The 26,903-nt window shown below is 62.3% G+C and carries 24 protein-coding genes; 14 read left to right on the top strand and 10 right to left on the bottom strand.

Going from position 1 to position 26,903, the window contains the following annotated elements; translation table 11 throughout:
- The first annotated feature begins 9 nt into the window (after nucleotides 1–9).
- Nucleotides 10–1,974, top strand: a complete 1,965-nt coding sequence (locus tag J5278_RS06045) for a 3-hydroxyacyl-CoA dehydrogenase NAD-binding domain-containing protein (protein ID WP_209184530.1) — start codon at nucleotides 10–12, stop codon at nucleotides 1,972–1,974.
- Nucleotides 1,975–1,980: 6 nt separating this feature from the next.
- Here J5278_RS06045 and J5278_RS06040 read toward each other — a convergent pair whose 3' ends face one another.
- Nucleotides 1,981–3,189 (bottom strand): adenylate/guanylate cyclase domain-containing protein, encoded by a 1,209-nt coding sequence (locus J5278_RS06040; RefSeq protein ID WP_209184531.1) that lies wholly within the window; start codon nucleotides 3,187–3,189, stop codon nucleotides 1,981–1,983.
- 213 nt (nucleotides 3,190–3,402) lie between these two features.
- Here J5278_RS06040 and J5278_RS06035 point away from each other — a divergent pair, with 213 nt between their 5' ends.
- Together J5278_RS06035 and J5278_RS06030 are read left to right on the top strand one after the other, a co-directional pair.
- Nucleotides 3,403–4,749 carry an LLM class flavin-dependent oxidoreductase gene (locus J5278_RS06035; RefSeq protein WP_209184532.1) on the top strand — a complete coding sequence of 449 codons (1,347 nt, stop codon included), beginning with the start codon at nucleotides 3,403–3,405 and terminating at the stop codon, nucleotides 4,747–4,749.
- Between the two features lie 52 nt (nucleotides 4,750–4,801).
- Nucleotides 4,802–5,344 carry a carboxymuconolactone decarboxylase family protein gene (locus tag J5278_RS06030; RefSeq protein WP_209184533.1) on the top strand — a complete coding sequence of 181 codons (543 nt, stop codon included), beginning with the start codon at nucleotides 4,802–4,804 and terminating at the stop codon, nucleotides 5,342–5,344.
- Nucleotides 5,345–5,349: 5 nt separating this feature from the next.
- Here the strand turns inward: J5278_RS06030 and J5278_RS06025 are convergent, their stop codons facing one another.
- Nucleotides 5,350–5,778 (bottom strand): OsmC family protein, encoded by a 429-nt coding sequence (locus J5278_RS06025; protein ID WP_209184534.1) that lies wholly within the window; start codon nucleotides 5,776–5,778, stop codon nucleotides 5,350–5,352.
- A gap of 158 nt (nucleotides 5,779–5,936) precedes the next feature.
- Between J5278_RS06025 and J5278_RS06020 the strand changes: the two genes are divergently transcribed.
- From J5278_RS06020 to J5278_RS06000, 5 genes are all read left to right on the top strand, one after another.
- A complete protein-coding gene (locus J5278_RS06020; RefSeq protein WP_209184535.1) occupies nucleotides 5,937–7,202 on the top strand; it encodes a glycerate kinase in 1,266 nt (421 codons plus the stop codon).
- A gap of 95 nt (nucleotides 7,203–7,297) precedes the next feature.
- Nucleotides 7,298–7,453, top strand: coding sequence for a hypothetical protein (locus J5278_RS06015; RefSeq protein WP_209184536.1), 156 nt, complete (start codon nucleotides 7,298–7,300; stop codon nucleotides 7,451–7,453).
- A 283-nt stretch (nucleotides 7,454–7,736) separates the two neighbouring features.
- A complete protein-coding gene (ggt, locus tag J5278_RS06010; RefSeq protein ID WP_209184537.1) occupies nucleotides 7,737–9,482 on the top strand; it encodes a gamma-glutamyltransferase in 1,746 nt (581 codons plus the stop codon).
- Nucleotides 9,483–9,718: 236 nt separating this feature from the next.
- The gene (locus J5278_RS06005; RefSeq protein WP_209184538.1) at nucleotides 9,719–11,167 is read left to right on the top strand and encodes an MFS transporter; all 1,449 of its coding nucleotides are present in this window, start codon (nucleotides 9,719–9,721) and stop codon (nucleotides 11,165–11,167) included.
- A gap of 84 nt (nucleotides 11,168–11,251) precedes the next feature.
- Complete coding sequence (locus J5278_RS06000; RefSeq protein WP_209184539.1) at nucleotides 11,252–12,808, top strand: VOC family protein; 1,557 nt, start codon at nucleotides 11,252–11,254, stop codon at nucleotides 12,806–12,808.
- Nucleotides 12,809–13,030: 222 nt separating this feature from the next.
- On the opposite strand, the gene J5278_RS05995 is transcribed toward J5278_RS06000, so the two are convergent.
- The 4 genes from J5278_RS05995 to J5278_RS05980 form a co-directional block, all read right to left on the bottom strand.
- Nucleotides 13,031–14,062, bottom strand: coding sequence for a hydroxyacid dehydrogenase (locus J5278_RS05995; RefSeq protein WP_209184540.1), 1,032 nt, complete (start codon nucleotides 14,060–14,062; stop codon nucleotides 13,031–13,033).
- A gap of 124 nt (nucleotides 14,063–14,186) precedes the next feature.
- A complete protein-coding gene (locus J5278_RS05990; protein WP_209184541.1) occupies nucleotides 14,187–15,464 on the bottom strand; it encodes an L-fuconate dehydratase in 1,278 nt (425 codons plus the stop codon).
- 222 nt (nucleotides 15,465–15,686) lie between these two features.
- Nucleotides 15,687–16,073 carry a hypothetical protein gene (locus tag J5278_RS05985; RefSeq protein ID WP_142830739.1) on the bottom strand — a complete coding sequence of 129 codons (387 nt, stop codon included), beginning with the start codon at nucleotides 16,071–16,073 and terminating at the stop codon, nucleotides 15,687–15,689.
- Nucleotides 16,074–16,309: 236 nt separating this feature from the next.
- Entirely contained in the window at nucleotides 16,310–16,693 is a 384-nt protein-coding gene (locus J5278_RS05980; protein WP_209184542.1) for a DUF427 domain-containing protein, read from the bottom strand.
- Nucleotides 16,694–16,909: 216 nt separating this feature from the next.
- Here J5278_RS05980 and J5278_RS05975 point away from each other — a divergent pair, with 216 nt between their 5' ends.
- Nucleotides 16,910–17,218 (top strand): hypothetical protein, encoded by a 309-nt coding sequence (locus tag J5278_RS05975; protein ID WP_209187553.1) that lies wholly within the window; start codon nucleotides 16,910–16,912, stop codon nucleotides 17,216–17,218.
- A 5-nt stretch (nucleotides 17,219–17,223) separates the two neighbouring features.
- On the opposite strand, the gene J5278_RS05970 is transcribed toward J5278_RS05975, so the two are convergent.
- On the bottom strand, nucleotides 17,224–17,427 hold the full coding sequence (locus J5278_RS05970; RefSeq protein ID WP_209184543.1) for a hypothetical protein: 204 nt from the start codon (nucleotides 17,425–17,427) through the stop codon (nucleotides 17,224–17,226).
- A gap of 349 nt (nucleotides 17,428–17,776) precedes the next feature.
- On the opposite strand from J5278_RS05970, the gene J5278_RS05965 reads away from it, so the two are divergent.
- The 5 genes from J5278_RS05965 to J5278_RS05945 all read left to right on the top strand — a co-directional run bounded on the left by J5278_RS05965 (nucleotide 17,777) and on the right by J5278_RS05945 (nucleotide 23,724).
- Nucleotides 17,777–18,688 carry a hypothetical protein gene (locus tag J5278_RS05965; RefSeq protein ID WP_209184544.1) on the top strand — a complete coding sequence of 304 codons (912 nt, stop codon included), beginning with the start codon at nucleotides 17,777–17,779 and terminating at the stop codon, nucleotides 18,686–18,688.
- 132 nt (nucleotides 18,689–18,820) lie between these two features.
- A complete protein-coding gene (locus J5278_RS05960) occupies nucleotides 18,821–19,333 on the top strand; it encodes a (2Fe-2S)-binding protein (protein WP_209184545.1) in 513 nt (170 codons plus the stop codon).
- A complete protein-coding gene (locus J5278_RS05955) occupies nucleotides 19,330–20,346 on the top strand; it encodes a xanthine dehydrogenase family protein subunit M (RefSeq protein WP_209184546.1) in 1,017 nt (338 codons plus the stop codon). The genes J5278_RS05960 and J5278_RS05955 overlap by 4 nt, the downstream gene beginning before the upstream one ends.
- On the top strand, nucleotides 20,343–22,610 hold the full coding sequence (locus J5278_RS05950) for a xanthine dehydrogenase family protein molybdopterin-binding subunit (protein ID WP_209184547.1): 2,268 nt from the start codon (nucleotides 20,343–20,345) through the stop codon (nucleotides 22,608–22,610). Before J5278_RS05955 ends, J5278_RS05950 begins: the two co-directional genes overlap by 4 nt.
- A gap of 10 nt (nucleotides 22,611–22,620) precedes the next feature.
- Nucleotides 22,621–23,724, top strand: coding sequence for a catalase family protein (locus J5278_RS05945; protein ID WP_209184548.1), 1,104 nt, complete (start codon nucleotides 22,621–22,623; stop codon nucleotides 23,722–23,724).
- On the opposite strand, the gene J5278_RS05940 is transcribed toward J5278_RS05945, so the two are convergent.
- From J5278_RS05940 to J5278_RS05930, 3 genes are all read right to left on the bottom strand, one after another.
- Nucleotides 23,721–25,010 carry a DUF763 domain-containing protein gene (locus J5278_RS05940; protein WP_143123190.1) on the bottom strand — a complete coding sequence of 430 codons (1,290 nt, stop codon included), beginning with the start codon at nucleotides 25,008–25,010 and terminating at the stop codon, nucleotides 23,721–23,723. The two genes, J5278_RS05945 and J5278_RS05940, sit on opposite strands and share 4 nt — an antisense overlap.
- A gap of 51 nt (nucleotides 25,011–25,061) precedes the next feature.
- Nucleotides 25,062–25,559, bottom strand: a complete 498-nt coding sequence (locus tag J5278_RS05935) for a GAF domain-containing protein (RefSeq protein WP_111222424.1) — start codon at nucleotides 25,557–25,559, stop codon at nucleotides 25,062–25,064.
- A gap of 112 nt (nucleotides 25,560–25,671) precedes the next feature.
- A complete protein-coding gene (locus J5278_RS05930) occupies nucleotides 25,672–26,745 on the bottom strand; it encodes a hypothetical protein (RefSeq protein WP_209187555.1) in 1,074 nt (357 codons plus the stop codon).
- Between the last annotated feature and the right edge of the window lie 158 nt (nucleotides 26,746–26,903).

The following is a 26,903-nucleotide window of genomic DNA, read 5'->3' as shown; positions in this document are numbered from 1 at the left end:
AGAGCGGCGATGTCGGCAATCATCTTTTCGGAGAGCGTCTCGGGCGAGACATCGGACGCCGTGCTGGTTGTCACCCTCGACAACCCGCCGGTCAACGCCATGTCGAGCCACGTGCGCGCCGGCATCATGGCAGCGCTGGATCACGCAGCGGCGACGGCGTCGATTGGCGGCATCGTCGTCACCGGCGCCGGTCGCACATTCGTCGGCGGCGCCGATATCAGGGAGTTCGGCAAGCCATCGATCGAGCCCCATCTGCCAGATCTCATCAATCGCATCGAAGCTTTTGAAAAGCCTGTTGTTGCTGCCGTCAACGGCGCGGCACTGGGCGGCGGCTGCGAAATCGCCCTCGCCTGCCACGCCCGAATCGCTAACCCAAACGCCAGCTTCGGACTGCCGGAGGTCAAACTCGGCCTGGTGCCCGGCGCCGGCGGTACCCAGCGTCTTCCAAGGCTCATCGGCACGGTTGCGGCTCTCGAGCTCATCGGAACCGGGCGGGTGGTCAAGGCTGCGGAAGCAGCATCGCTCGGTCTTGCCGATGCCACCGATGCCGACGAGCGGTCAGCGGCGATTGCCATGGTACAAACGCTTGCCGGAACTGCGCTCCGGCGCACCGGTCAACTGGTCGTTCAGCAACAGGACATCGCAGCGATCGAAGCTGCAGCGGCGAAGGTCGTCGGAAAATCCCGCGGTCAGGCAGCACCCGTCGAAGCCGTGCGGCTTGTCAGGCTCGCCACCTCCGCAACCCTTGCCGATGGCCTGTCGGACGAACGCGCGACATTCCTTGGCTTGCGCGACTCCGAGCAATCGGCAGCCCTCCGCCATGTCTTCTTCGCCGAGCGCGCCGCCGGCAAGGTCGATGGGCTCGCAGGCCTAGCGCCCCGCAGCATCGAGACCGTCGGGATCGTCGGCACCGGCCTCATGGGCTCCGGCATTGCGGTGGCGACGCTTGGCGCCGGCTTCTGGGTCGTCGCCGTAGAGCAGACCGAAGACGCCGCTGACAAAGGTCGCGAGCGCATCGCAGCCACGCTGCAAAAGGCGGTGCAGACCGGCCGTCTCGACGCCAACGGCCTTGCCGATCAGCTGAGCCGCCTGACCGTCACCAGCGACATGACGGCGCTCGCCGATGCCGATCTTGTCATCGAGGCTGTGTTCGACGACATGGCGGTCAAGACGGCGCTGTTCCAGCGGCTCGATGGCATCGTCCGCGCAGATGCCATCCTTGCCACCAACACCAGTTATCTCGATCCCGACGCCATTGCCGCAGAAACGCTTCATCCACATCGAATCCTCGGCCTGCACTTCTTCTCCCCCGCCAATATCATGCGGCTGGTGGAAGTGGTGAATTGCGCGGAGACGGCACCGGATGCGCTGGCCAGTGCCCTGGCCTTTGCCAAGCGCCTCGGCAAGCTGCCGGTCGTCTGCGGCGTCACCGAAGGCTTCATCGGCAACAGCGTCTTTTCCGCCTACCGCCGGGAGGCCGAGTTCATGCTCGAGGATGGCGCGCTGCCCCACGAGATCGACGCAGCGCTCGAAGCCTACGGCTTTCCCATGGGGCTCTTTGCCGTCTACGACATGGCAGGCCTCGAAATCGCCTGGGCCCGCCGCAAGCGTCAGGCAGCAACGCGCAATGCGGATGAGCGCTACGTCCCCATTGCCGACCGGCTTTGCGAGGCCGGCCGATTTGGCCAGAAGTCCGGACGCGGCTGGTATGCCTACCCGGACGGCAAGCGGACCGTCGATCCCGAAGTGACAGCGTTGATCGAGCGGGTGCGGGCCGAAAAAAGCATCACCCCGCGCAGTTTTTCGTCGGACGAAATCGTCGCACGGCTATTGCGGGCGATGGCCGACGAAGGCAAAGCCTTGCTCGAACGTGGTGTTGCCGCCCGCCCGGGCGACATCGATCTGGTGATGATCAACGGCTACGGCTTCCCGCCTCACAAGGGCGGTCCGATGTTTGCCGCCGGCAAGCGCTGAAGCCGCTCAGGCAGCGTGCATCAGCGTGAACAGTTCCTGCGCCCGCTTTACGCCCCGCAACGCGTAGCGGCCGACGGAGACGAGATCGTTGCGCTGCGAGACCTCTGCCGCTGCAACGAAGTTCGACGACATCAGCACGTCGCGGTCGACGGAATGGCACATCGAGGCGATGCGGCTGACCTCGTTCACCGCCGGCCCGATGACGGTGAAATCAAGCCGGTCTTGGCTGCCGATATTTCCGTAGAACACCTCGCCGATATGCAGGCCGAGATAGATCTCCGTCACCGGCCTGCCCTCGACCTGCCGCTGGGCATTGAGATTGCGCAAACGCTCCCGCAGCAGCGATTCTGCCTTGAGGGCCGCCGCACAGGCATCGCGTTCGTCACGCGCCTTGAAGATCGCCAGCGTGCCGTCACCGATCAGCTTCAGCACGTTGCCGCCCGCCTCGTGGATCGACGAGATGACGGCGTCGGCGTAGTCGTTCAGCATCGGGATGATCTCGTCGGGCTCCGCCGTATCCGAGATGCGCGTATAGTTGGCGAGATCTGAAAACCAAAGGGCCGCCGAGATGCGCTCCGTCTTGCCGCGCGTGATCTTGCCGCCGAGCACATGCTGCGCCGCGTCTTCGCCGAGATAGACCTCGGCGATCGTGCGGGCAATCCGGTCGAGCGCGGTGCACTTGATCGCCAGCGCGAGCGCAGGCACCAGCCGGCGCAGTGTGGCGATATCGTCGTCCACGAAGCCATCCTTGTCGGCAGTGGCGAAATGCGCGAAGAAACAGTCCATGTCGCCGATCGTACCGGCGTCTTCGAATGGGTGGGCAAAGGCGATGAAGTCCGTAACGCCCGCCTCCTTCAAGACATCGAGCGTGTAAAAATCGACAGGATCGCCAAAGCCTATTCGGCGGCGAACTTCCGATGTCATGGTTTCCTGCAGATAGTAAAACGCCGATTTCAGCCAGTTTTCCGCAGCGATACCCTGGTTGGTGGAGCCATATTCGAACACAGGCTCGATGACCTCGGTGCTGTCCCAGCGAAACACGCGACCTTCGTAGACCGGATGCAACGTGTCCATCAGCGCCATGCCGCGACTAAGTTGCAGCCCGCTTCGGCGACAGGCCTCGCAGAAGCCGCTCAAAAGATCGATTTCAGTCGCGCCCTTCAGACCTCGCTGCATCAGCCATGCGGTAATATCTGCGATGTCTTTCTCATGCATGGATTGGTGTCCCCGAGGCTTGAAAGCTTGGTCTATTCCCAATTGGCCGCACGGAAAAGGCGAACAACCAAAAAAGATTGGTCACCTATGTATTTTCGACGCGCCACTTCTAGCTCCCGGCCGTTGATTGATACGAAGGCATCCCCATCTCAAGTCATGGTTTTGCTGCATCGCAGTCAAGCGGTGCCAAGAGAATTTGAAAAGGATCCCCTGATGTCCGGCCAGAAGCAAATGAAGCTCGGCGCTTTCATGCGTCCTGTCAGCCTGCACACCGGCGCCTGGCGCTACCCCGGAGCCTATCCGGATGCCAATTTCAACTTCAGGCACATCAAGAGTTTTGCCCGGAAACTCGAAGCCGCCAAGTTCGACGCCTTCTTCATGGCCGATCATCTGGCCGTCCTCAACATGCCCATCGAGGCCCTGAAGCGCAGCCATACGGTGACATCGTTCGAGCCGTTCACGCTGCTCTCGGCACTGGCTGCGGTCACCGAGAAGATCGGCCTTGTCGCCACCGCCTCCACCACCTTCGAGCAGCCCTATCATATCGCCCGGCGCTTCGCCTCGCTCGACCATATCAGCGGCGGACGCGCCGGCTGGAATATCGTCACCACGTCCAACCCCGATGCCGCCCTCAACTTCGGTCTCGAGGATCATGTCGAGCACGACGAGCGCTATCGCCGGGCGCGCGAATTCTATGACGTCGTCACCGGCCTTTGGGACAGCTTTGCCGACGACGCCTTCGTCCGTGACACCGAAACCGGCATCTTCTTCGACCCGGAAAAGATGCACGTGCTCGACCACAAGGGCGAAAGTCTCTCCGTGCGCGGCCCGCTCAACATTGCCCGGACGCCGCAGGGCTGGCCGGTCATCGTCCAGGCCGGCCAGTCGGAGCCCGGCAAGCAACTGGCAGCCGAGACCGCCGAGGTGGTATTTGCAGCACCCCGCGATCTCAAGACCGCAAAGTCGCTCTATGCCGATATAAAGGGCCGCATGCCTCGCGTCGGCCGCAACCGGGACCACCTGAAAATCCTGCCGGCCGCCTTTGTCGTCGTTGGCGACAGCGTCGAGGAGGCGCGCGCCAAGCGGGCCCGCCTCGACAGTCTGGTGCATTACGACAGCGCCATCGCCTCGCTGTCGATCTCGCTCGGCCACGACGCCTCGAAGTTCGACCCCGACGCCCCTCTGCCGCAAATACCCGAAACCAACGCCAGCAAGAGCGGCCGCGAACAAGCGATCCGTATGGCCGAGCAGGAAAACCTGACCGTCCGCCAGCTTGCCCAGCGGCTGGGCGGCTACGGCGGACTGGCCTTCGTCGGCACGCCCGAGACCATTGCCGACGAAATGGAAACATGGCTGTCGGAAGAGGGGTCGGACGGCTTCAACGTGGTTTTCCCCTTCCTGCCGCAGGGGCTCGACGATGTCGCCGACCGCCTGGTGCCGGAGTTGCAGCGGCGCGGTCTTTTCCGAAAGGAATACGAAGGCACCACCCTGCGCGACCATCTCGGCCTGCCACGCCCGGAAAATCGTTTCTTTCCGGCTGTTTCGGAAGCCGCGGAGTGACAGAGTTGCGGAAATCGGCAAAAAGAGTGCGATCCCTCCGAGAGCAGCACCGATGAGCCATCTGTCACACTTCGACTACGCCACAGCATCCGATAAGGCCCGCGCCGAGCATGACCGCGAGGTGATCCTTCGCGGCCGGATGACCAACATGAAGCGGACGCTGCTGCATTCGCCTGTGGCCCACCGCATCTATGCTGAATGGTTTACCCTCCGCGAAGAGCTGCGCCCCGATCTCGACGACCGCGCCGTATGGCTCTTCTGCCAGGCAATCGCCATCGAGTGCCGCTCCATCATCCCCGTCGGCTTTTTCCGTCGCGCGCTGATCAATGCCGGCCTGAAACCCGAGACGATAGAGCCAAGCCCAGATGAGGCCACGCTGATCGCCTTCGGCCAAGCAATGGTCGCGGACTCCAACGCCATTCCCGACGACCTCTGGGCCCGCCTCAAAGCCCGCTACGATGAGCCGACGCTGGTCAACCTCGTCGCCTTCGGGGGCATCATGATCGCCACGGCGATCTTCAACAACACCGTCAAGATCGACATCGATCCCGAACTTGGCCCCTTCCTTGAGGGTTTTGTGATGCCGCCCCGCTAATGGGCCTACCCAACCACCACCGTTGAAAATTCGGGATTGCCGCGGATGGTGTTGCTGACGGTGCAGATCTCGCCTTCGGCGGCGTGAGCGATGGCGTTACGGGTTTTGTCGTCGAAGTCGCCCTTAATGGTGAAGACGATGTGGAACGTCTCGACGCGCGACACGCCCGAGGCTGCCTTCTGCCCCGTTACCTCGGCCGTCACTTCGGATAGCTTGTCCAGCACGCCCATCTGTCCTGCGGCCATGCGGGCGCTGAGCACGAGGCAGGCGGACAGCGATGCGTAGAGCAGGTCGAGCGGGTTGAAGCCGACCTGCGACGGCGCCGTCACCACGTTGATCTTGCCGCCGGTGACCGACGTCACCTGCGGAAATCCGGTACGACCAAGCACGGCCCTCGCGCCCGTCTGCCGTTCCTTGCCCTTCAACTCAACCATGTCGGAAACCCCTACCTGCAATTCACCTGTCGATGCGAAACAGATAGGCATTTCGCGTCAGGGAAACAATCGCCGTCCTTGCGTCCACCCCGCCGTTGAGGCTTGCAACGCGAGCGGTGTTGGTTCATGCCCGTGTTAACGACATCAGGCAGACAACCATGACCGTCACCGATCCCCGCGCCTTTCTCACAGCCCTGTTCGATGCGGCCGTCGCTGCGGCCGATCCACTGGCCGGCATCCGCCGCCATCTTCCACGGCAGCCGAAAGGCCGAACCATCGTCATCGGCGCAGGCAAGGGCTCGGCGCAGATGGCCGCAGCGCTGGATAGCTGCTGGGACGGACCGCTGGAGGGGCTCGTCGTCACACGCTACGGCTTTGCCGTTGCCTGCGAGCGCATCGAAATCGTCGAAGCCTCGCACCCGGTCCCCGATCGATCAGGGCTCGATGCCGCAACGCGGCTGCTGCGTCTGGTGCAGGGGTTGAGTGCCGACGATCTGGTGATTGCGCTGATATCGGGAGGCGGGTCGGCGCTGCTGCCTTCTCCGGCCGGAGGGCTGACGCTTGACGACGAGATTGCCGTCAACCGCGCCCTCCTCGCATCCGGCGCGCCGATCTCCGTCATGAACACAATCCGCAAGCATATCTCGACCATCAAGGGCGGTCGGCTTGCCGTCGCCGCCTATCCCGCCAAGGTCGTCACCCTTGTCGTCTCCGATATCCCCGGCGATAACCCGGCGCTCGTGGCCTCCGGCCCGACGATTGCCGGTGCAGGCGACCGCGCCGACGCCCTGGACCTCATCCGGCAATATTCTCTCGCCCTTCCCGCCAATGTCCTCGCCCACATCGCCAGCCCGCAAGCGGATGCACCGGCGACCGACGATCCACGCTTTGCGCGCAACGAAGTCCACGTAATCGCCTCGGCCGGCGTATCGCTGGAAGCAGCCGCGAACGCATCCCGCGCCTTCGGCATCGAAGCAGCCATTCTGTCCGATGCGATAGAAGGCGAGGCCCGGGAGGCCGCCCGTGTGCATGCCGCCATTGCCCGCGAAATAGCAGCGCGCAATCGCCCGTTCGCAAAACCCGTCGTGCTTCTTTCAGGGGGCGAGACGACTGTGACGGTGGCCGGCGACGGCAAGGGTGGCCGAAACTCGGAATTCCTGCTGTCTCTCGCCATCGATATCGACGGTTTTCAGGGCATCGACGCCATGGCGGCCGATACGGATGGTATCGACGGCAGCGAGAATAATGCGGGAGCCTTTGCGGACGGCAGCAGCGCTGTCCGCATGCGCGCGGCTGGTATCGTGCCCGCAGATCACCTGCGCAACAACGATGCCTGGTCGGCTTTTCACGCTATCGGCGATCTCTTCGCCCCGGGTCCGACCGGCACCAACGTCAACGATTTCCGCGCCATCCTGATCCGCTAGCGCAGCACCCCTGCGAGGCTATTGATTTAGGATTTGGAGCAATCGTCGCATCGACCATAGGCAGCGGCGGTGGATGTCCAGCGGAAGAAATGGCTGTGGCAGCCAACGCATTCGATTTTGGTAACGGGACTTTTCTTGGCGGGACGCGCAAGAAATGGCAGGCGATTCTCGGTCTTCCACTGCTCAAGCCTGGTGACGATCATGTCGCCCTCCCGCAAACCGCGTTCTGTCTCGAAACAAGACTGCCCTAGTTTGGAAATTTTGCGAGAGCTGGGACTGTCCAGACACACTAAATTTTTTCAACAGCGTTAACCGATAGTAAAAATGCAATAAATAGCCCGTGAGAAATAACGTTTCTATTGTTGAAATCTGCCGACAAGCACCGCCATACAGCTTTTCACCAGCCGATTTTCAAGCGACTCACATCCCTGCGCCACAGGACGGTATCGCCATTACCTCCGATTCAATTATGACTGGACATATGGGGAAGGCAGCGCTCTTCTGGCGTTTATCCTGTTTCGGAGAACCGACGACATGCACCTGACTGCCAAGCGCTTGACCCTGACCGCCCTGATCCTGACGCTCGACCTGATAGCAGTGATGCCGGCCTTTGCAGCTTCCCCGCAACCGGTGAAGGCAGATCACGGCATGGTGGTCACGGCCCAGCACCTGGCGACGGATCTCGGCGTGGCAGTGTTGAAAAGCGGCGGCAACGCCATCGATGCCGCTGTCGCGGTTGGTTACGCTCTGGCGGTCGTCTATCCGACAGCTGGCAACATCGGCGGAGGCGGCTTCATGACCATCCGCCTGAAGGACGGCAGGACAACCTTCCTCGACTTCCGCGAGCGGGCGCCGCTCGCCGCCACCAAGACGATGTATCTCGATGACAAGGGCAACGTCGTCAAAGGCGCCAGCACCGAGGGCTACCTTGCCGTCGGCGTGCCGGGATCGGTCATGGGCCTCGAGACGGCGCGCGAAAAATACGGCACGAAATCGCGCGAGGAGCTGATGGGGCCGGCAATCCGCTATGCCCAGGAAGGCTTCACGCTCGACCAGGGCGATGTCGTCGAACTCGGCGGCGGCCAGAAGCGCCTGTCGCGCGACCCGGCTGCGGCTGCCATCTATGTCAAGCAAGATGGCAAGTCGTTTGCGGTCGGCGACCAGTTGCGCCAGCCGGACCTCGCCGCCACCTTGTCGCAGATTGCCGAGAACGGCCCGGATGGCTTCTACAAGGGCCGGACGGCAGATGCGATCGTCAAGGCGAGCCAGGACAAGGGCGGCGTCCTCGCCAAGGCAGACTTCGATCAGTACAAGGTCCGCGAACTCGCACCGGTCACCTGCAATTACCGGGGTTACGAGATCGTCTCTTCGCCCCCGCCCTCCTCCGGCGGCGTCATCATCTGCGAAATCCTCAACGTGCTGGAAGGCTATCCGCTGTCCTATCTCGGTTACGGCTCGGCGGAAACAGTACATCTGATGGTCGAGGCCATGCGCCACGCCTATGTCGACCGCAACGCGGCCCTTGGCGACCCCGACTTCGTCGATAACCCGGTCGCAAAGCTGCTCGACAAGGGCTACGCCAAGCAGATCCGCGACAGCATCGATCCCTACCGCGCTGGCGTCTCCAGGGACCTGATGCCGAAGGGTTTTGGCGAGAGCCACGAGACCACCCATTATTCGATTATAGACAATGACGGCAACGCCGTGGCCGTCACCTATACCCTGAACGGCTCGTTTGGCGCCGGCGTCGTTGCGCCCGGTACCGGCGTGCTGCTCAACAACGAGATGGACGATTTCACCTCCAAGCCCGGCGTGCCCAATCTCTATGGCCTAGTGCAGGGCGAGGCCAACGCCATCCAGCCGAAAAAGACGCCGCTGTCGTCGATGAGCCCGACCATCATCGCCAAGGACGGCAAGCCCTTCATGGTCATCGGCAGCCCCGGCGGTGCGCGCATCATCACCATCACGCTCGAGACGATCGTCAACGTCATCGATTTCGGCATGGATATCCGCCAGGCCATCGATGCCCCGCGCATCCATCACCAGTGGCTGCCGGACAAGGTCTTCACCGAGCCCTACGCGCTGTCACCCGACACGATGCGGCTGCTTGCCGCCATGGGCTACAACGTCGCGGTCGACAAGGACTGGCCGATCTGGGGCCAGGCAGCCGGCATCTTGGTCGGCGGCAAGAGCCTTGCCGAAATCGCGGCCGGCGGTGGTGCGCGATACAACGGCGCGATGGACAGCAGGGCCGGTTCCGGCACGGCGAGCGGCTACTAGCGCGGTATCTACCGGCAAAATCCGGCCGTCGCCCGCCAGATCCGGGCAAAACTGTTGCAGGTCTGCAAAATAAGTCTGCCTTTCTAGTTTTGCGGGGTTGATCTGCATAATTGCATATAGCAAAGCTGGAAAACGAGGCGTATACCGGCCCCGTTCAAATGCGGCTCTTGCGCCGTTACCAGATTTGCGGGTCTGCCCCCGGGCTCCCACCGCACCACCGAGAGCGATAACCGACGATGTCGGATCAGACCTATCCGTCCGCCTCCCGGCCGGCGGCACCAAATTTCCGTACGATTGCGCTGATCGTCGCCAGTTCGATGTTCATGGAACAACTCGACGCCACCGTGCTGGCAACGGCCCTGCCGACGATGGCGCGCGACTTCAACGTCAGCCCACCGGCAATGAGCATCGCGCTGACATCCTATCTGCTCAGCCTGGCGATTTTCATTCCCGCCAGCGGCAAGATCGCCGACCGCTTCGGCTCGCGCACCGTGTTTCGCAGCGCCATAGCCGTGTTCGTGTTCGGCTCCATCCTCTGCGCCCAGGCGCCGACATTGTCCTTCCTCGTAGTCGCCCGGCTGATCCAGGGCATCGGCGGCGCCATGATGATGCCGGTCGGCCGTCTCGTGCTGATGCGTAGCGTCGACCGCAAGGATCTGGTCTCGGCCATGTCCTGGCTTCTGGTGCCGGCGCTGATCGGCCCGATCGTCGGACCGCCGGTGGGCGGTATGTTCGTAACCTATCTCGACTGGCGCTGGATCTTCTACATCAACGTGCCCATCGGCATCCTCGGCTTCGTGCTCGTCAGTATCTTCATCGAGGACGTCAAGGGACCGGCAAACGGTCCGTTCGATCTCTCCGGCTTCATACTGTCCGGCATTTCGCTGGGCTCCCTGCTGTTCGGCTTCGAGATGTCGAGCCGATCCGGCGAAGGCTCCATGGCAATCATGCTGATTGCAATAGGCATGCTGTTCGGCATCGCCTATCTCAGACACGCCAGGAAGCACCCCTCGCCGATCATGGATTTCTCGCTGATGCGGGTGCCGAGCTTCGGCGCGTCCGTCATTGCCGGCTCGCTCACCCGCATTACCCAGGGAGCCCAACCGTTTCTCATCCCGCTGATGCTGCAGCTAGGTTTCGGCATGTCGGCAGCCGCTGCCGGCCGGATCGTCATCGCAACTGCCATCGGATCGATGGCCATGAAAGCCCTGCAGTCAAAGGTGCTGAAACGTTTCGGCTTCCGCAACAGCTTGATGGTTTTCGGCGTCATCGGCACGCTCGGCTACGGCACCTGCGCCGCCTTCCGTCCGGATTGGCCGATGCCGCTGATCTTCGTGATCCTGATGCTGTGCGGCTTCTTCATGTCGTTCCAGTTCACGGCCTACAACACCATCGCCTATGACGAGATCGACAGAGACCGGATGAGTGCTGCCACCAGCTTCTACACGACCTTCCAGCAACTGATGCTGTCGCTCGGCATCTGCGTCGCAGCCCTGGCGCTGCACGGCTCGATGTTCATCCAGGATCACCAGCAGGCCGAACTCAACGACTTTTCAGCCGCCTTCATCGTGGTCACGCTGATTTCGCTGAGCGCGACGATCTGGAACTCCCGCTTTTCGAAGACCGCCGGCGCCGAAATGAGCGGCTACAAGAGCAAGCGTCCGTCGCCGATCAGTGAACACTGAGGGCTCGCCGGGCGCATTGATGCCAACCCTCTTTCCGGTCTAGATGAGCTCAGGTCGCAAAGCGGGCAGAGCCCTGGAGCAGAGATGGTCGCCGGTATCCACCACATCACGCTGATTACCCGCAAAGTGCAGGCAAACGTCGATTTCTACGCGGGCTTCCTCGGGCTGCGGCTAGTTAAGCGTACTGGCGGTTTCGAGGATGCGACGCAACTGCACCTGTTTTACGGTGACGCCAGCGGCTCGCCAGGCTCGCTGGTAACCTTCCTCGTCTGGGAAGACGGGTCGCCCGGCCGCGCCGGCTACGGACAGACCGGCGAGATCTCGCTTGCCATTGATCCCCTCAGCATCGGCTTCTGGCTAACCCGATCCCTCACCTTCGGCCTGAAGGTGGAAGGGCCCATGGATGAATTCGGCGAACCGGTGCTGCGGCTGAAGGACCCGGATGGCATGATCGTCAAGCTGGTCGGGAACACCGGATTGCACGCCGGCACGCCATGGGCATCGGACGGCATTCCCGGGGAACACGCCATCCGCCGCCTGCGCGGCGCGACTCTGTTTACCGAGAAGCCCGGGGAGACGCAGTCTTTCCTCGAACGACATTTCGGCTACCGGCCGCAGGCGACCGCCGGCAACATCCGCCGCATGGTCTCGGAGCCCGGCGACATCATTGATGTCCGGGATGCCGCCGGCTTCTGGTCGAGCGCGCCGGGAACAGGCACCGTCAATCACGTCGCCTTCCGCGCCAGCGACGATGCAGAACTGCAGGCCGTTCTCGGCACTCTGCAGGATTCAAATTCGGGCACCGTCAACGTCCACGACCGAAAGTATTTCCGGTCGCTCTACGTCCGCGAGCCCGGCGGTATCCTGTTCGAACTCGCGACCGATACGCCCGGCATGCTGATTGACGAGGAGAGCAGTACACTTGGAACGAAACTGTTCCTCCCGGCCGGCAATGCCGAGCGGGAGCGCGAACTGACGTTGCTGATGCCGCAATTTGCAATGCCCGGCGAGCCGAGGGTGATCTATCGCGACCTGCCCTTCGTCCACCGCTTCTATACGCCCGAAGACGCCGACGGCAGCGTGATCGTGCTGCTGCACGGCTCCGGCGCTAGCGAAACCAGCCTTTTGCCGATGGCCAACAAAATCGCACCACGAGCCACACTGCTCGCCGTCCGCGGACGCGCCGAAGAGGATGGCTTGCCGCGCTGGTTCCTGCGCCTCACGCCCTTCACCTTCGTCCAGAGCGATATCGTCAGCGAGGCCGAAGCCTTCGCCGCCTTCATCGACGGCGCCATCACATCCTATGGCCTCGACCCTCACAGAACCGTCTACCTCGGCTATTCCAATGGCGCCAACCTCCTCAACGCAATGCTGTCGCTGCATCCGCACGTGATCCACCGTGCCGTACTGCTGCGTTCGATGCCGGTCCTCGACCAGCGTCCGCAGGCTGATATGAGTGATGTGGACGTGCTGATGATCTCGGGCGAATTCGACGACTACGGGCGATACGCTGAAACGCTGCGCACCGAACTTGCCACGGCCGGTGCCGACATCGAGCTCCGGATCGTGCCGCATGGGCACGGGTTGACCGATGACGATGTGGGGATCGTGCGGGCTTGGCTCGGTGGGGGTACAGAGTGACTCAGGTCGTTCCAGGCCAGACCCCTCTCTGTCACTTCGTGACATCTCCCCCACAAGGGGGGAGATAAACCGCAAGCTCCCCGGCCGCCTGACAAAAATACGCGCAGGCTTTGATGACGATACGATGCGCGGCTGGCGCTTCAGCTAATCGCCCCCCTTGTGGGGGAGATGTCGGCGACGCCGACAGAGGGGGGCCCTTGCACCGACGTTAAATCCAACCCCTCAGTTCTTCGTCACCGGCTTGGAGCGCATCCGCGATACCGTTTCGCGCTCGGCGCGCTTGCAGCGCATCGGCGGCAGGCCTCGGTCCATGAGGTCCATGTCCTCGATGACCATGTCGCCCATCTTCTTGAAGGCGCTATCCAGGGCGCCGGCACGGTGCGCGGAGCGGATGAAGCCCTTCAAACGGCGCACGGGATGATCCTTGCCCAGCGGCTCTTCCGGATAGACGTCACTGGCAGCGACGATGTGGCCCGAGGCGACGGCTGCCATCAGCGCGTCGAAATCGACGACGTCAGCGCGGCTGAGCAGGATGAAGGCCGCCCCCTTGCGCATGCCGGCAAAGGCCTCGGCGCCGAGAAAGCCCTTATTTTCGCTGGTGACGGACGCGACCACAAAGACGAAATCGCTACTCGCCAACACGTCGTCGAGGCTGGCAGGCTGCACGCCAAAATCCTCGAGAATGGAGCGCGGCATCCAGGGATCGTAGACCTTTATCTTCGCCCTGAAGCCACTGAGGACCCTGTTCAGCGCCTTACCGAGATCGCCGAAGCCGACGATGCCGATATCGGAGCCACTGAGCTGGCGGGCGCCGGCATTGCCATCGCCGCCCCAGAGTTCGTTGCCTTCGCGAAACGCGACGTCCGCATCGACGATACCGCGCGCCAGACTGAGAGCGAAACCGAGACCGATCTCGGCCACGGGCTCTGCAAAAACCTGACCGGTAGTCACAACATGGATGCCACGCTGGAACAGCACATCATAGGGCATGTTGTTCATCAGGTTGCTCTCGACATTGAGAATGCAGCGCAGCTGCGGCATCCGGTCGAGCGTTTCATGCGAAAGCGGCGGCTGGCCGATGATGTAGCGCGCCCGGCCAAGAATATCGTCGCCAAGCCCGGCGATGTTTTCAGGATCGGCCTCGACGATCTCGTAGGTCGCCCTCAGATGCGCAAGCGCCTCGGGCGTGAAGATCAGTTCGAGCGTGCGCGGCTCGGGCGCGCTGATGGCCAGCGGCCGGTCTGTGGTGGGCATATAATCTCCTGTCGTCTGACGCCACTCCCCGGGCGCGTTTCAGTGCAACATGGCGAGTAACGGAAAAAACGCAATGGCCGCGAACGCTCCTCTCGTCCGCGGCCCGCCGCAGGCCGGAAAGCGTTCAGCCGCGGAATGTGTATGTTTCGATCGATTGCGGCTTCATCTCGATCGAGAAGCCCGGCATGCTCGGCGGCATGTAGGCGGCGTCCTTGATCGTGCAGGGATCGAGGAAATGCTCGTGAAGATGATCGACATATTCGATCACGCGGCCATCTTTCGTGCCAGAAACCGCGATGTAGTCGATCATCGACAGGTGCTGCACATATTCGCAGAGACCGACCCCACCGGCGTGCGGCCAGACCGGCAGCTCGTATTTTGCCGCGACCAGCAGCACCGCCAGCACCTCGTTCAACCCGCCCATGCGGCACGAATCGATCTGCACGATATCGATCGCCCCCTCGGCGATGAACTGCTTGAACATGATGCGGTTCTGGCACATCTCCCCAGTCGCCACCTTCACCGGCGCCACGGCTTCGCGGATCTTGCGATGGCCGGCAATATCGTCCGGGCTGGTCGGCTCCTCGATAAAAAACGGTTTGACAAAGGCCAGTTGGTTCACCCAGTCGATGGCCTCGCCGACTTCCCAGACCTGATTGGCATCGATCATCAGATAGCGGTCGGGGCCGATGACCTCGCGGGCAATCGTGAGGCGACGGATATCGTCCTCGAGGTCGCGGCCGACTTTCATCTTGATATGATTGAAACCGGCATCGATCGCTTCCTGGCAAAGACGTCGCAGCTTGTCGTCGCTATAGCCGAGCCAGCCGGCCGACGTCGTGTAGCAGGCATAACCGTCCCGCTCGAGGGTGGCGATGCGCTCCGCCTTGCCGCTTTCGGCTTTTTTCAGAAGCGCCACCGCCTCGTCGCGCGTCAGCACGTCGGTCAGGTAGCGATAATCGACGATATCAGCGATCTGTTCGGCGTCCATCTCGCTGACCAGCCGCCAGACCGGCTTCCCCGCCTGCTTGGCGAGCAAATCCCAGACCGCGTTGACGACGGCGCCGGTTGCCAGATGCATGGCGCCCTTCTCCGGGCCGATCCAGCGAAGCTGGCTGTCGCTGGTCAGGTGCCGCCAGTATTTGCCGGGATTTTCAAGCACGGTCGCAAGGTCCGTGCCGACAACCAGATGCGCCATCGCCTTGATCGCCATGCAGCAGATCTCGTTGCCCCGGCCGATGGTGAATGTCAGGCCATGGCCGGAAAGGCCCGGCTGGTCGGTCTCGAGAATGACGTAGGCCGCCGAATAGTCCGGGTCGGGATTCATCGCATCGGATCCGTCAAGGCTGAGCGAGGTCGGGAAGCGGATGTCGAATACGCGGAGATCGGTGATACGCGTCATGGCGGCTGCTCCTTGGAATCAGCGACTGGGCGCTGGCGCTAACGGGCCGCAAAATCCAGCAGGCGCCCATGCGGATTGTTCTTATGTGAAGAATATTTTCACAGATGGGTCGCGCGTGCAAGATCGCCAAGCGCACAGAGAGGTCGGGAGCGCCCTTTTCACGACACTAAAAAGCCGCCGGTCTTTGCAAACCGGCGGCCTTTCAATCTATCCCGGACCGACCTAGCGGTCGGAAATATCTTCCGCCTGGCGCTCGGCCACTGCGGCAACCGGCACTGCGCTGTCATCGGCCAGAAGCCGCTTGCGCACCAGGACGCTCATTACGCGGGCGGCTGTCGAAAATGTCATCGTGTCGAGCGGGCCTTCGCCTTCCCAGGGTTTTGTGAGACGCTCGGTCACCGCGCCGAGCAGGTTGCTCGGCATGATGTCGGTGCAACCCCGCATCGCCTCGAAGGCAGCACTGATCGGAAAGATCCGGCCTTCAAAGGTGACCAGCGGCTCGGAGCTGTCGGCGCCCCATTCCTCGAAAGCATGGATAGCTTCGCGAAAAAGCTGCTGCAGGGTGATCGGTGCGTGCCCGTCATGGAGGGCTGGCAGTACATTGGTCATGGCTGTCTCCTTCTATGAAGGTCCGAGGACCTCCGGTAAGGCCGGCAACATGGGTAACGAAACGTATTCCCGTTGGCCAACTAACACGACCGAGTCTATAGATTAATCAGGATTAGGAAAGCCCCCAATGGGCAGTTCGTCGATTACGCTTCACTTTCAAGACCTTATTTAGAATATCATGCTGATGAAAGTTGATGCAGCGCACCGGCGGCGCGCCTCCGTGAGGGCAGTTGATGTCACGTCGCCGGGGTGATTTTAATATCATCGACACGATTGGAATAGAAAGCCATGAAGCCCTTTATGGCTGCAACTGCCTCGTGGGGCGTCTCGTAGGTCCATATCGCATTCTCCGAGCGCTCGCCGCCACCGGGTATGCTGTAGTAGGAACAGTCGCCCTTGTAGGGACAATGGGTGCTGTGATCGGTTCTCTGCAACTCCGTCATGTCGACGTCCTCGCGGGGTATGTAGAGCACCGGCGGATATGACGCCTCCCGCAAGCTGAGCGCGCGGCGCGTGTCGGCGATTGTCTTGCCTGCCACCGTAACGACGACATGATCGTTCGTTTGCTCGATCGAGATGGGGTGATCGGGTCCAGGGATCTTGATAGGGTTTTGCGGCATGTGCATTCCTCCACCGTGCCCGGCGCCTTGCCGGGCTATCTTCACGATATAGGGTGGCGCGGCGTCGACGCAATGTACGCCTCGGGCGTACCCTCTTCCCTTGTGGTTACGCGTTAAGGTTTACGGCGGAAGCGGCTGGAAGTAGCAATCGCGCTAGCATAGGGATGCCCGGTAAATAGCTGCAATGATTGCAGTCCACGCCGGGAGGCCCGATCCATGCTCATGACCTCGCGCGAAGCTGCAGATCTCGGTTTTCAGGTAATCCTGGCGATCGGCGCAGTCACCTGGGGCATGGCGGTGGCAGATGTCTCGCTCAGGGGCCGGCAAACGCCAGTGCACATCATAGACATCGGACGTCCCGTCCTCTGGGCAGCTGTGCCCATGCACATCGATCGACTTGATCAGGTGTTTGCCGTCAACGCAGCAACACCGATGGCAGCCCGGCCGGAAAACGGCATCTGTATCGACGCGATCGGGCTGAGAATGGCGTGCAACCTCATCGCCCCACGTCCGCGTTCTTCGTAAGCCGTTCAACCCTCGAGCATGGTCCTGAGTTCGGCAGGGTCGCTGATGCCGAACTCGTACCAGTCGATCAGCGAACGTGCGGCCACCTGAGCATCGGCGCTGTGGATGTCGACAGACTTGTCCACGCACCAGGCGTCGAGCACCGCCTGCAGCATGCCGAGATCGCTGGATTGAATGCCTTCCTTGGGCCAGTCTGTCGTTGTCGTCATCTCGCCCTCGCTTTCAATCCCTGAAGCACAGACCTTACCCGCAATCGCCATATTTTCAACAAATTTGCTCAGCCTGCCGGGCTGTTAACTCGGACCCGTGGGAAATTTGCCGCATTCGGGCCAGCCACTAGGCGAGCTGGAACTTTTGCCATGAAATCAGGAACCAACTTTCCACTTGCTAGTTCTTGCAACGGTTGGTCGCGCCACATTTGCGGCAACTCAAGATAAATGCATAAGGCCAGTCATCTGGCAGGAGGTTATTATGGGTCGTGGTATTTTGCTTTGGTTGCTCGGCATTCCGATTCCGCTCATCATCATCATTCTCCTATTCGTTCGATAGGAGGTCGCAGTGACCATTCCAACAACCGGCTACGAGGCGGCTGCGCCAGTCGAATCGTCGGCCTCCGCCGTAAGCTGGGCACCGGTTATCGCCGGTGCTGTAGCCGCTACGGCGATCACCCTGATACTTCTGCTGGTGGGCTCCGGCCTTGGCCTGACGATGGTGTCTCCTTGGGCTAACGCAAGCTCGTCGGCGGCAACTGTCGGCGTCGCTGCCGCTGTATGGCTCATCGTCATCCAGTGGCTTTCGGCTGGCGTCGGTGGGTACCTGACCGGCCGGCTTCGCACGAAATGGACCGGCGTCCATACTTACGAGGTCTTCTTCCGTGACACTGCCCATGGGTTTCTGTCATGGGCACTGGCAACGATCGTCGTCGCCGGCCTGTTGAGCTCGGCTGTCAGCTCCGTCATCGGTGCCGGCGCGCAGGCAACGGCAGTTGTCGCCGGCGGTGCCGCAGCAACGGCTGGTTCCGCTGCTGCCTCGGGTGCTTCCCAGTCTACAAGCACCTTCTCGCCTGCCTACTACACCGATGCACTGCTGCGGCCTTCGCGTCCTCAGGCTGCTCCTGGCAGCGACAGCAACGAGAACGTCACAGCCGAAGTGTCGCGCATCCTGCTGACTGGCGCGGCCGACGGCGGTATTTCGCCTGACGACCGCACCTATCTGCAGCAGGTGGTCGCCTCGCGCGCCGGCCTTTCCGATGCTGACGCCAAGGCCCGCGTCGATACCGTCCTCAAGCGTATCGACGATGCCAAGGTTGCCACACAGCAGGCAGCCGACAAGGCTCGCAAGAGCGCATCGGTCGTCGCTCTTCTTGGAGCCCTGTCCCTGCTTGTCGGCGCCTTCATCGCCGGGGTTGCCGGCGCCGTCGGCGGCCGTCAGCGCGACGAGGACGAAGAACGCATGGCGCTCAACGCCTGAACCAACTTTGCAATTGATCCGGGAGGCGGCCTCAAGCGGGCCGCCTTTTTTATTTGCTCTGCAACCGGTGAGCGTCTTCGGAACAAACTGCGCCTTTTGAGGTTTGACCCCTGTCCCACTGAAAGGTTTCCTATGCAAAACCCATCCCCAACGCCGTCCGGCTTCACGGTGCCGGTCGTCCTCACCATCAATGGCGAAAAGCATGATCTTCAAGTGGCGCCCTGGACGACACTGGTTGATCTCCTCAGGGAAGATCTGCATCTGACCGGAACGAAGAAGGGCTGCGACCACGGCCAATGTGGCGCATGCACGGTGCTAATTGACGGTGTCCGCTTGAATTCGTGCCTCATCCTCGCCGTCACCCGTGACGGCGCTGAAATCACCACCATCGAAGGTGTCGGCGAACGCGACAATCTCCATCCGATGCAGCGCGCCTTCGTCGAAAACGACGCCCTGCAGTGCGGTTACTGCACCCCCGGCCAGATCTGTTCCGCCATCGGCCTCGTCAACGAGGGCAAGGCCAACAACCGGACAGAAATCCGCGAGCTCATGAGTGGCAACATCTGTCGGTGCGGAGCGTACACCAACATCGCCGATGCGGTCGAAGACGTGCTATTTGAAGACCACCGGGAGGCAGCCGAATGAACCGGTTCGAATACATCAAGCCAGCCAACGTCAGCGAAGCGGTTGCCGCACTCGCATCGAATGCCGGTGCGCAGGTTATTGCCGGCGGCACCAACATCGTCGATCTGATGAAATACGACGTTGTCGCCCCTTCCGTGCTCGTCGATATCAATGGCCTCCAGCTGAAAGACATCGAAGCGCTGCCCGACGGCGGATACCGGATCGGAGCACTCGCATCCAACAGCGACATCGCCTACCACGAAGGTATCGAGCGGGACTATCCGCTGCTCTCCAGCGCCATTCTCGCCGGCGCTTCCCCGCAGCTCCGCAACGCAGCCACGGCGGGCGGAAACCTGCTGCAGCGGACGCGTTGCTATTATTTCTATGACCCGTCGACGCCGTGCAACAAGCGCGAGCCGGGCAGCGGCTGTTCCGCCATCGGCGGCCTCAACCGTATCCATGCCATTCTCGGCACAAGCGATAGCTGCATCGCAACCCACCCTTCCGACATGTGCGTCGGGCTGGCGGCGCTCGATGCCATTGTCGAGGTCACAGGCCCGGACGGTGAACGCACCATCGAATTCGCCGACTTCCACCGCCTTCCCGGCGATATGCCAGAAAAGGATAACACGCTGATGCACGGCGAAATCGTCACCGGCATCCGGATCGATGGCAAGCCGAGCACCACGCATCACACATACCTGAAACTGCGCGACCGTCTTTCCTACGCCTTCGCGCTGGTATCCGTGGCCGTATCGCTGGACATGGACGCGGGTGTCGTATCCGGCGCCCGTATCGCGCTCGGTGGCGTTGCCCACAAGCCATGGCGTGACAGGGAAGCCGAGGCCGCGCTCATCGGGCGCCAACCTTCGGAGGCCGATTTCCGCGCCTTCGCCGCTACGCTGCTTGCCCCCGCAAAGGGCCAGGGCAGCAATGATTTCAAAATACCGCTGGCAGAGAAGGCCATCGTGCGTGCCCTGAGGCAGGCCGTTGCCGGAACCCCGCAGGTCCAGTCCGTAAAGGCGATCGCATGAAAGAGAGCCCCTTGAGCACTAATACACGCCATATCGGCCATCCCGTCCCGCGCGTCGACGCAGGGCTGAAAGTCACCGGCCAGGCGACGTATTCCGCGGAATATTCCGAACCTGGCCTGCTGCACGGCGCCGTCGTGCTGAGCACCATAGCTGTCGGCAAGATCGTCAGCATCGACACCACGGCCGCGAAGGCCTTTCCCGGTGTCGTGGAGGTCTTCACGCACGAAAACCGGATGGACGTCGCCACGTCGGACAAGAAGTGGCAAGACGATACCGCAGCCCCGGGCCATCCCTTCCGACCGCTCGATTCCGACAAGATCCTCTTCGACGGCCAGCCCGTCGCTTTCGTCGTCGCCGATCGATTCGAGACCGCCCGCGATGCGGCGGCGCTGGTGAAGGTACAATACGAGGCAGCCGAGGCGCATACCGACATCGAGGCGGAGCGCGGCAACAGCTACGTGCCGCCTACCAAGAGAAACGGCATAGCACCTCCCCCGAAGCCGCGCGGCAAGGCAGAAGAAGCCTATGCATCGGCGCCCTTCAAGGTATCGGCGGATTACGCGCTGGAAGGCGAACACCACAACCCAATGGAAATGTTTGCCACCACCGTTCTGTGGGAAAGTGACAAGCAGCTGACCATCTACGACAAGACACAGGGATCGCAGAACTCCCAAAAGTTCGTCTGCAATGTCTTCGGGCTGGAGCAGGACGACGTGCGGGTCATCAACGCCTATGTCGGTGGCGCCTTCGGTGCTGGCCTCCGCCCGCGCCACCAGCTTTTCCTCGCTGTCATGGCAAGCCTGCAGCTGAAGCGTTCGGTGCGCCTGGAACTGACGCGTCGCGAAATGTTCTATCTCAGTTTTCGCCCTCTGATGTTGCAGACAGTGTCGCTTGGCGCCGATGCCAACGGCCAGCTGCAATCCGTCATGCACGACGTGGTTTCCGGCACGTCGCAGTTCGAGGACTACCAGGAAGTCGTCGTCAACTGGTCGGGGCTGGCTTACCGCTGCGAAAACGTCAAGCTGGGCTACGAACTCACCAAGCTCGACACGATGACACCGGGCGACATGCGCGCGCCGGGCGCTGCATCAGGCCTTTTCGCGCTGGAATCCGCGATGGACGAACTCGCCTACGAGATCGACATCGATCCGCTCGAACTCAGGATCCGCAACTTCATCCATTTCGACCAGAACGATGACAAGCAGCTGACCAGCAAGGCGCTGCATGCCTGCTACCGGCAGGGTGCGGAACGCTTCGGCTGGTCCCGTCGTCAGATGCAGCCAGGCTCGATGCGCGACGGCAACGAACTGGTTGGCTGGGGCATGGCCACAGGCTTCTGGGACGCGATGCTCAGCCCCGCCGAGGCCAAGGTTCGCTACACCGGCAATGGCCAGATCGTCGTGGAAGCGGCAGCCAGCGATATCGGCACCGGCACCTACACGATCCTGACGCAGATCGCCGCCGAAGCCTTCGACGTTGCCATGGACCAGGTCGTCGTTCAGATCGGCGATTCCACCCTGCCGACGACCACGGTCGAGGGTGGTTCGTGGACAGCCGCCTCCACGGGTTCAGCCGTACAGGCCGGCTGTCAGGCTGTCATCCAGCAGATCCTGACGCTGGCACAGAAGACCAAGGGATCGCCACTCGACGACGCCAAGATAGGCGATGTCGTCATCCGCGAGTGCCGCCTGGTGCTGAAGACGGACGAAACCAAGGGAGCGGCCATCGCCGATCTCCTTGCCGCCGAGGGGCTGTCGTCTCTCGAGGGCGACGGCTCGGTGGCACCGGACAAGATGCAGATGATGAAGTTCATCAGCTACACCCATTCCGCAGTGTTTGCGGAGGTGCGTGTCGATGCGGAACTGGGTGTCGTTCGTGTCACTCGCATCGTCAGTGCGATCGCTGCCGGCAAGATCCTCAACCCGAAAACGGCACGCAGCCAGATTCTCGGCGGCGTCGTCATGGGGATTGGGATGACATTGCATGAAGAAGGCATGTGGGACCACCGTAGCGGCCGGATCATGAACCACAACCTTGCCGAATATCACGTGCCGGCCCATGCCGACATCGACGATATCGATGTGATCTTTGTCGAGGAATTCGACGACAAGGCAAGCCCCATCGGCATCAAGGGCCTCGGCGAAATCGGTCTCGTCGGCGTCAGCGCGGCGATTGCCAACGCGATCTTCCACGCCACGGGCAAGCGCCAGCGAAACCTGCCCGTGACCATCGACAAGATCATCGACCAAACGATGCCAGCCTGAGGACGACCCCATGACAAAGACCCCACCGCACAATCCGCAAGCCTACCGCGACGATCTGGAAACCGTCGAAAAGGACGAACCGGAGACCGCCCGCGCACTGGCGGAGACCATGCTGTCGATCTCGCACAAGACTTACCGCGACGGGGGCCATGCCATCCGCAGCGTCCATGCCAAGAGCCATGGTCTGCTGGAAGGCGAGTTCCGGGTCATGGACGGCCTGCCGCCCGAACTGGCGCAGGGCCTGTTTGCAAAGCCTGCCAGCTACAAGGCTTTCGTGCGGCTATCGACGACGCCCGGAGACATTCTCCATGACAGCGTCTCGACACCGCGCGGTCTGGCGTTGAAAATCGTCGATGTCGAAGGCCCGAGGCTTGACCCGGAAGACGACAGCGCATCCCAGGATTTCCTGATGGTCAACGGCAAGCAGTTCAACGCGTCGAGTGCCAAGGCCTTTCTCCTCAACCTCAAGGCACTGGCGGCAACCACCGACCATGCCGACGGCCTAAAGGAAGTTGCCTCGAAGGTGCTGCGTGGCATCGAAAGCGTTATCGAGGCTGTAGGAGCAAAAAGCGCCTCGATCATCTCGCTTGGCGGCCACCCCGAGACCAATATCCTCGGCGAAAGTTTCTTTGCACAGCTTCCCCTTCGCTACGGCGATTATGTCGCCAAGTTCGCGCTCGTTCCACAATCCGAAGAGCTGAAAGCGTTGACCGGCCAGGAGCTGGACCTCAACCACAATCCAGACGGGCTGCGCGAGGCCGTGTCCGACTATTTCCGCAGCAACAAGGCGGTTTGGGAGTTCCAGGTGCAGCTCTGTTCGAGTGCGGAAGAGATGTCAATCGAGGATGCCGCTGCTGTCTGGGACGAGGAAAAAAGCCCGTTCATCACGGTCGCCACCCTGACGGTCGAGCCGCAGCCATCCTGGACAACGGAGCGCGACCGCGAGATCAACGACGGCATGTCCTTCCGCCCCTGGAACGGCCTTGCCGCTCACCGTCCGCTTGGCAGCATCATGCGGATGCGCAAGCTTGCCTACGCCCGCTCCGCAGCCTTCCGCTCGGAACGCAACCAGACCCCGGTCGAAGAGCCTACCGAGAAGGCCCTGACCGCCTAGCTAAGATCAGCCTTGCGGCGGCCGCTTTCAGCATCCCTAATTTCAACACTGTCTTCGGCTGATTCCCAGCCGAAGACGCTCCGGCCGCCCCACTCCGCCGAGCGGCGGAATTCGCCGGCGACGATCTCCTTCAGATCGGGGCCGGTAACGTAGCGCTCCAGCTGGCGTGTCTGGTCGTCGAGCCGTTTCAGCGCCTGCATCTCCTCGTCACGACCGAGGCGCCCTTTGCGCACCGCCGATTTCATCACGTTGATCGTCTCGTCATAGACCTTTAGCGGCACCGGAAACGGATGCCTATCCTTGCCGCCATGGGCGAGCGAGAAACGCGCCGGGTCGGAAAACCGGCAGGGCGCGCCGTGCACCACTTCCGCCACCATGGCCAGCGCCCGCACCGTGCGCGCGCCGACACCGGGCACCAGCAGCAATTGCGAAAAGTCCTTCGGACCACGATCGGCCGCAGCAGCTATCGCGCCATGCAGCCGTCGCATGTTGACATCCTCCTGCCGAACATCGTGATGGGCGGGCATTATCAGATGCGGCAGCGTCATTTGATCGGATAGTTTGCGCGGTTTTCCGGCAGCCTCGAGATCGATGACTTCGCGCAGGATGCGGTCGGGACCGAGGGAGGCCAGCAGATCCAGCTGGCCGGAGCGCGATTGGTCCGCTCGCCGGTCTGCAAGATTGACGATCTCGCCGAGGCTATGACCTTCGATAGCGGCGTGCGGCGAATCGAGGAAGCTTTCGAGCCCGGCCGATTGCCAATGGTAGCGCCGCGCCTGCCTCGCCTCGCCGTTCATGCCCTGCTGCACCACCACCCACTTGCCGTCGTCGGTGACGATGAAGCCGTGCAGATAGAGATCGAAGCCGTCCTGCAGCGCTGCACTGTCCACCTTGGCGACGAGCCGGCTGGTCGTCGCCAGTGCTGCGCCATCGATGCCGACACGCCGCCCAATGGCCATCAGCTCGTCCGGCGTCTTGCGCGATTGCGCGCCTCGACCGCCGCAGACATGGATGCCCAGTTCACCGGCCATCGGCGCCAGCCCGCGCTTCAGCGCTCCGATGACGCTCGTGGTGATACCGGACGAATGCCAGTCCATCCCCATCACCGAGCCAAAGGATTGAAACCAGAAGGGATGAGCAAGTCGGCTGAGAAACTCGTCGCGACCGTAATGCTGGACGATGGCCTCGGTGATCAGCGCACCCAGCCGTGTCATGCGCTGCCCCAGCCACGGCGGCACACGACCACCATGCAGCGGCAGATCCGCGCTTCCCGCCCTTTTCGTCACGAACCCATTCCTCTCAGCCGATTACCCCCAAATCACAGGCGACGATGGTTGTCAGCCATCCCAAGCCGTCGCACCGATAAAGATCGCCGCCATCGCTTCGATGCCGGCCTGATCGACACGGTCGAAACGGCCCGGCAGCGGGCTGTCGAGATCGAGCACCCCGAACACCTGGCCATCGCGGATCAACGGCACGACCAGCTCCGAGCGCGAAGCGGCATCGCAGGCGATATGGCCGGGAAAGGCATGGACATCCTCGACCAGCATGGTCTGCGCCTTCTCCACCGCCGTCCCGCACACACCACGGCCCACGGCGATCCGCACGCAGGCAGGCTTGCCCTGAAAAGGCCCGAGCAGCAATTCGTCCTCCGACTGGAGAAAATAGAAGCCGGCCCAATTGATATCGGGCAGCATCTGGAAGATCAGCGCCGAGGTATTGGCAGCATTGGCAATCGCATCCGTCTCGCCGGCAAGCAGGCCGCCCAGCTGCGCCTGCAGCGCATGGTAGAACTCCGCCTTGTCGGCATGTACAATCATGGTTTCCTGGAACATCGCCTATCCCCCGTATTTCTGTCCTGCCGATGGCCGGGGATGCCTTATCCCCATGCCCGCACATGTCGTCTTGCCCTTTTATCGTCCCGGACCGTTTATAGGCCAATTCGCATCACGCTGACAGGGACTGTCGCGGCCGGCCCAACCGCCATAGCCAGCGGAAAATACGATACCCCGCAAATACCGCTGCCAGCACCCACATCAGCCCCGCCAAAAGCCAGCCGGATACGGTTGCAAGAAGGCCTGCCGTGGTCAAAGCGGCGCCGCCGACCAGCACCAGCGCGCCACGGAACCGCGTGCCGAAGCTATCGGCGAGCCGCCGGAAACGCGAGATATCGGCGGGACTGTCCGCAAGCTTCAGCACATCGTGCGTGGCACGGTAGCCCGCGCCCTTCGCGAGGGCGCCGAGTTCGGTCGCGGTGGTCGTTAGCGCCGCCAGCGGTTTCGCCCGCACCGAACGGGAGAGCGCCAACCGGGCCGCGCCAAGATTGCCGGCGGAGGCAAGATCGACCGTTTCCCGCACAGCGTTCGTGTCGATAAGGTCAGTCGCCGCCGAGGTCATCGCGCGGCGGAATGGCGGCCGCAGCAAATCCGCCTTGTCGGCGGCCTTCAGCGCCGTGACGCCGACCCGCGCTGGCGACGCCATGCCGAAACTGGCGATCGTCACGCCTGTAATCACCAGCCCAGCAGCGGCAAGCCCCATCGTCAGCGGACTGTAGACCTCGCCATTGATATAGGAGCGGCCTTCGTGCACGAGGTCGCGGGCGTCGCTGATGCCGGTGAGATCTGCTGTCACGGCACCCGCCAGCGCCTCGGGGCTCCTGGCGTCACCGCCGGCAAGCCCGCTCCAGGCATCCCGCAGGCTGCGTCCGGCATCAAAACCCTGTGCCGCCGCGACACGCTGCCGAAGATCGGCTGGAATGATGACATCACGGCTATCGGCGAGTGCCAACAGGCTTGCAGCCAGATCCGGATCGTCATCGCCAAGCGCCTTGCCGATCGCATCCTGGTAGGCAGTGGCCGGAACCCCGCGCAGGCGATAAGCGACAATCTCCGCCTCGCTCGCCCCCGGCCGCAACACCGCAACCCCCTCCACCGCCTCCGGCACGATGACAACCCCCGCAACCAGCCCGCAAGCAAGGATCACAGAGAGCGCAAAGCGGGATACGGAAGAAAGCAAAACCACGAAAACCTCGCTGGCTCGAAGGCTTCGGCCGTGCGCAGGATATAGGGAGCGTAGGGGAAACGGCAAATTCGGTGGGGAGGTCTGGGCAAGGGTGACCAACACCGTTTGCGCTTTCGCAGACCGCCAGCCGCGATCTTCAGAGCGCGCCCTGACTTGCA

The organism is Rhizobium sp. B21/90 (genome assembly GCF_019355815.1).
Lineage (GTDB): Bacteria > Pseudomonadota > Alphaproteobacteria > Rhizobiales > Rhizobiaceae > Rhizobium > Rhizobium rhododendri.
Note: the sequence above shows the minus strand (reverse complement) of the source record. Positions and strands in the feature narration are given on the sequence as shown.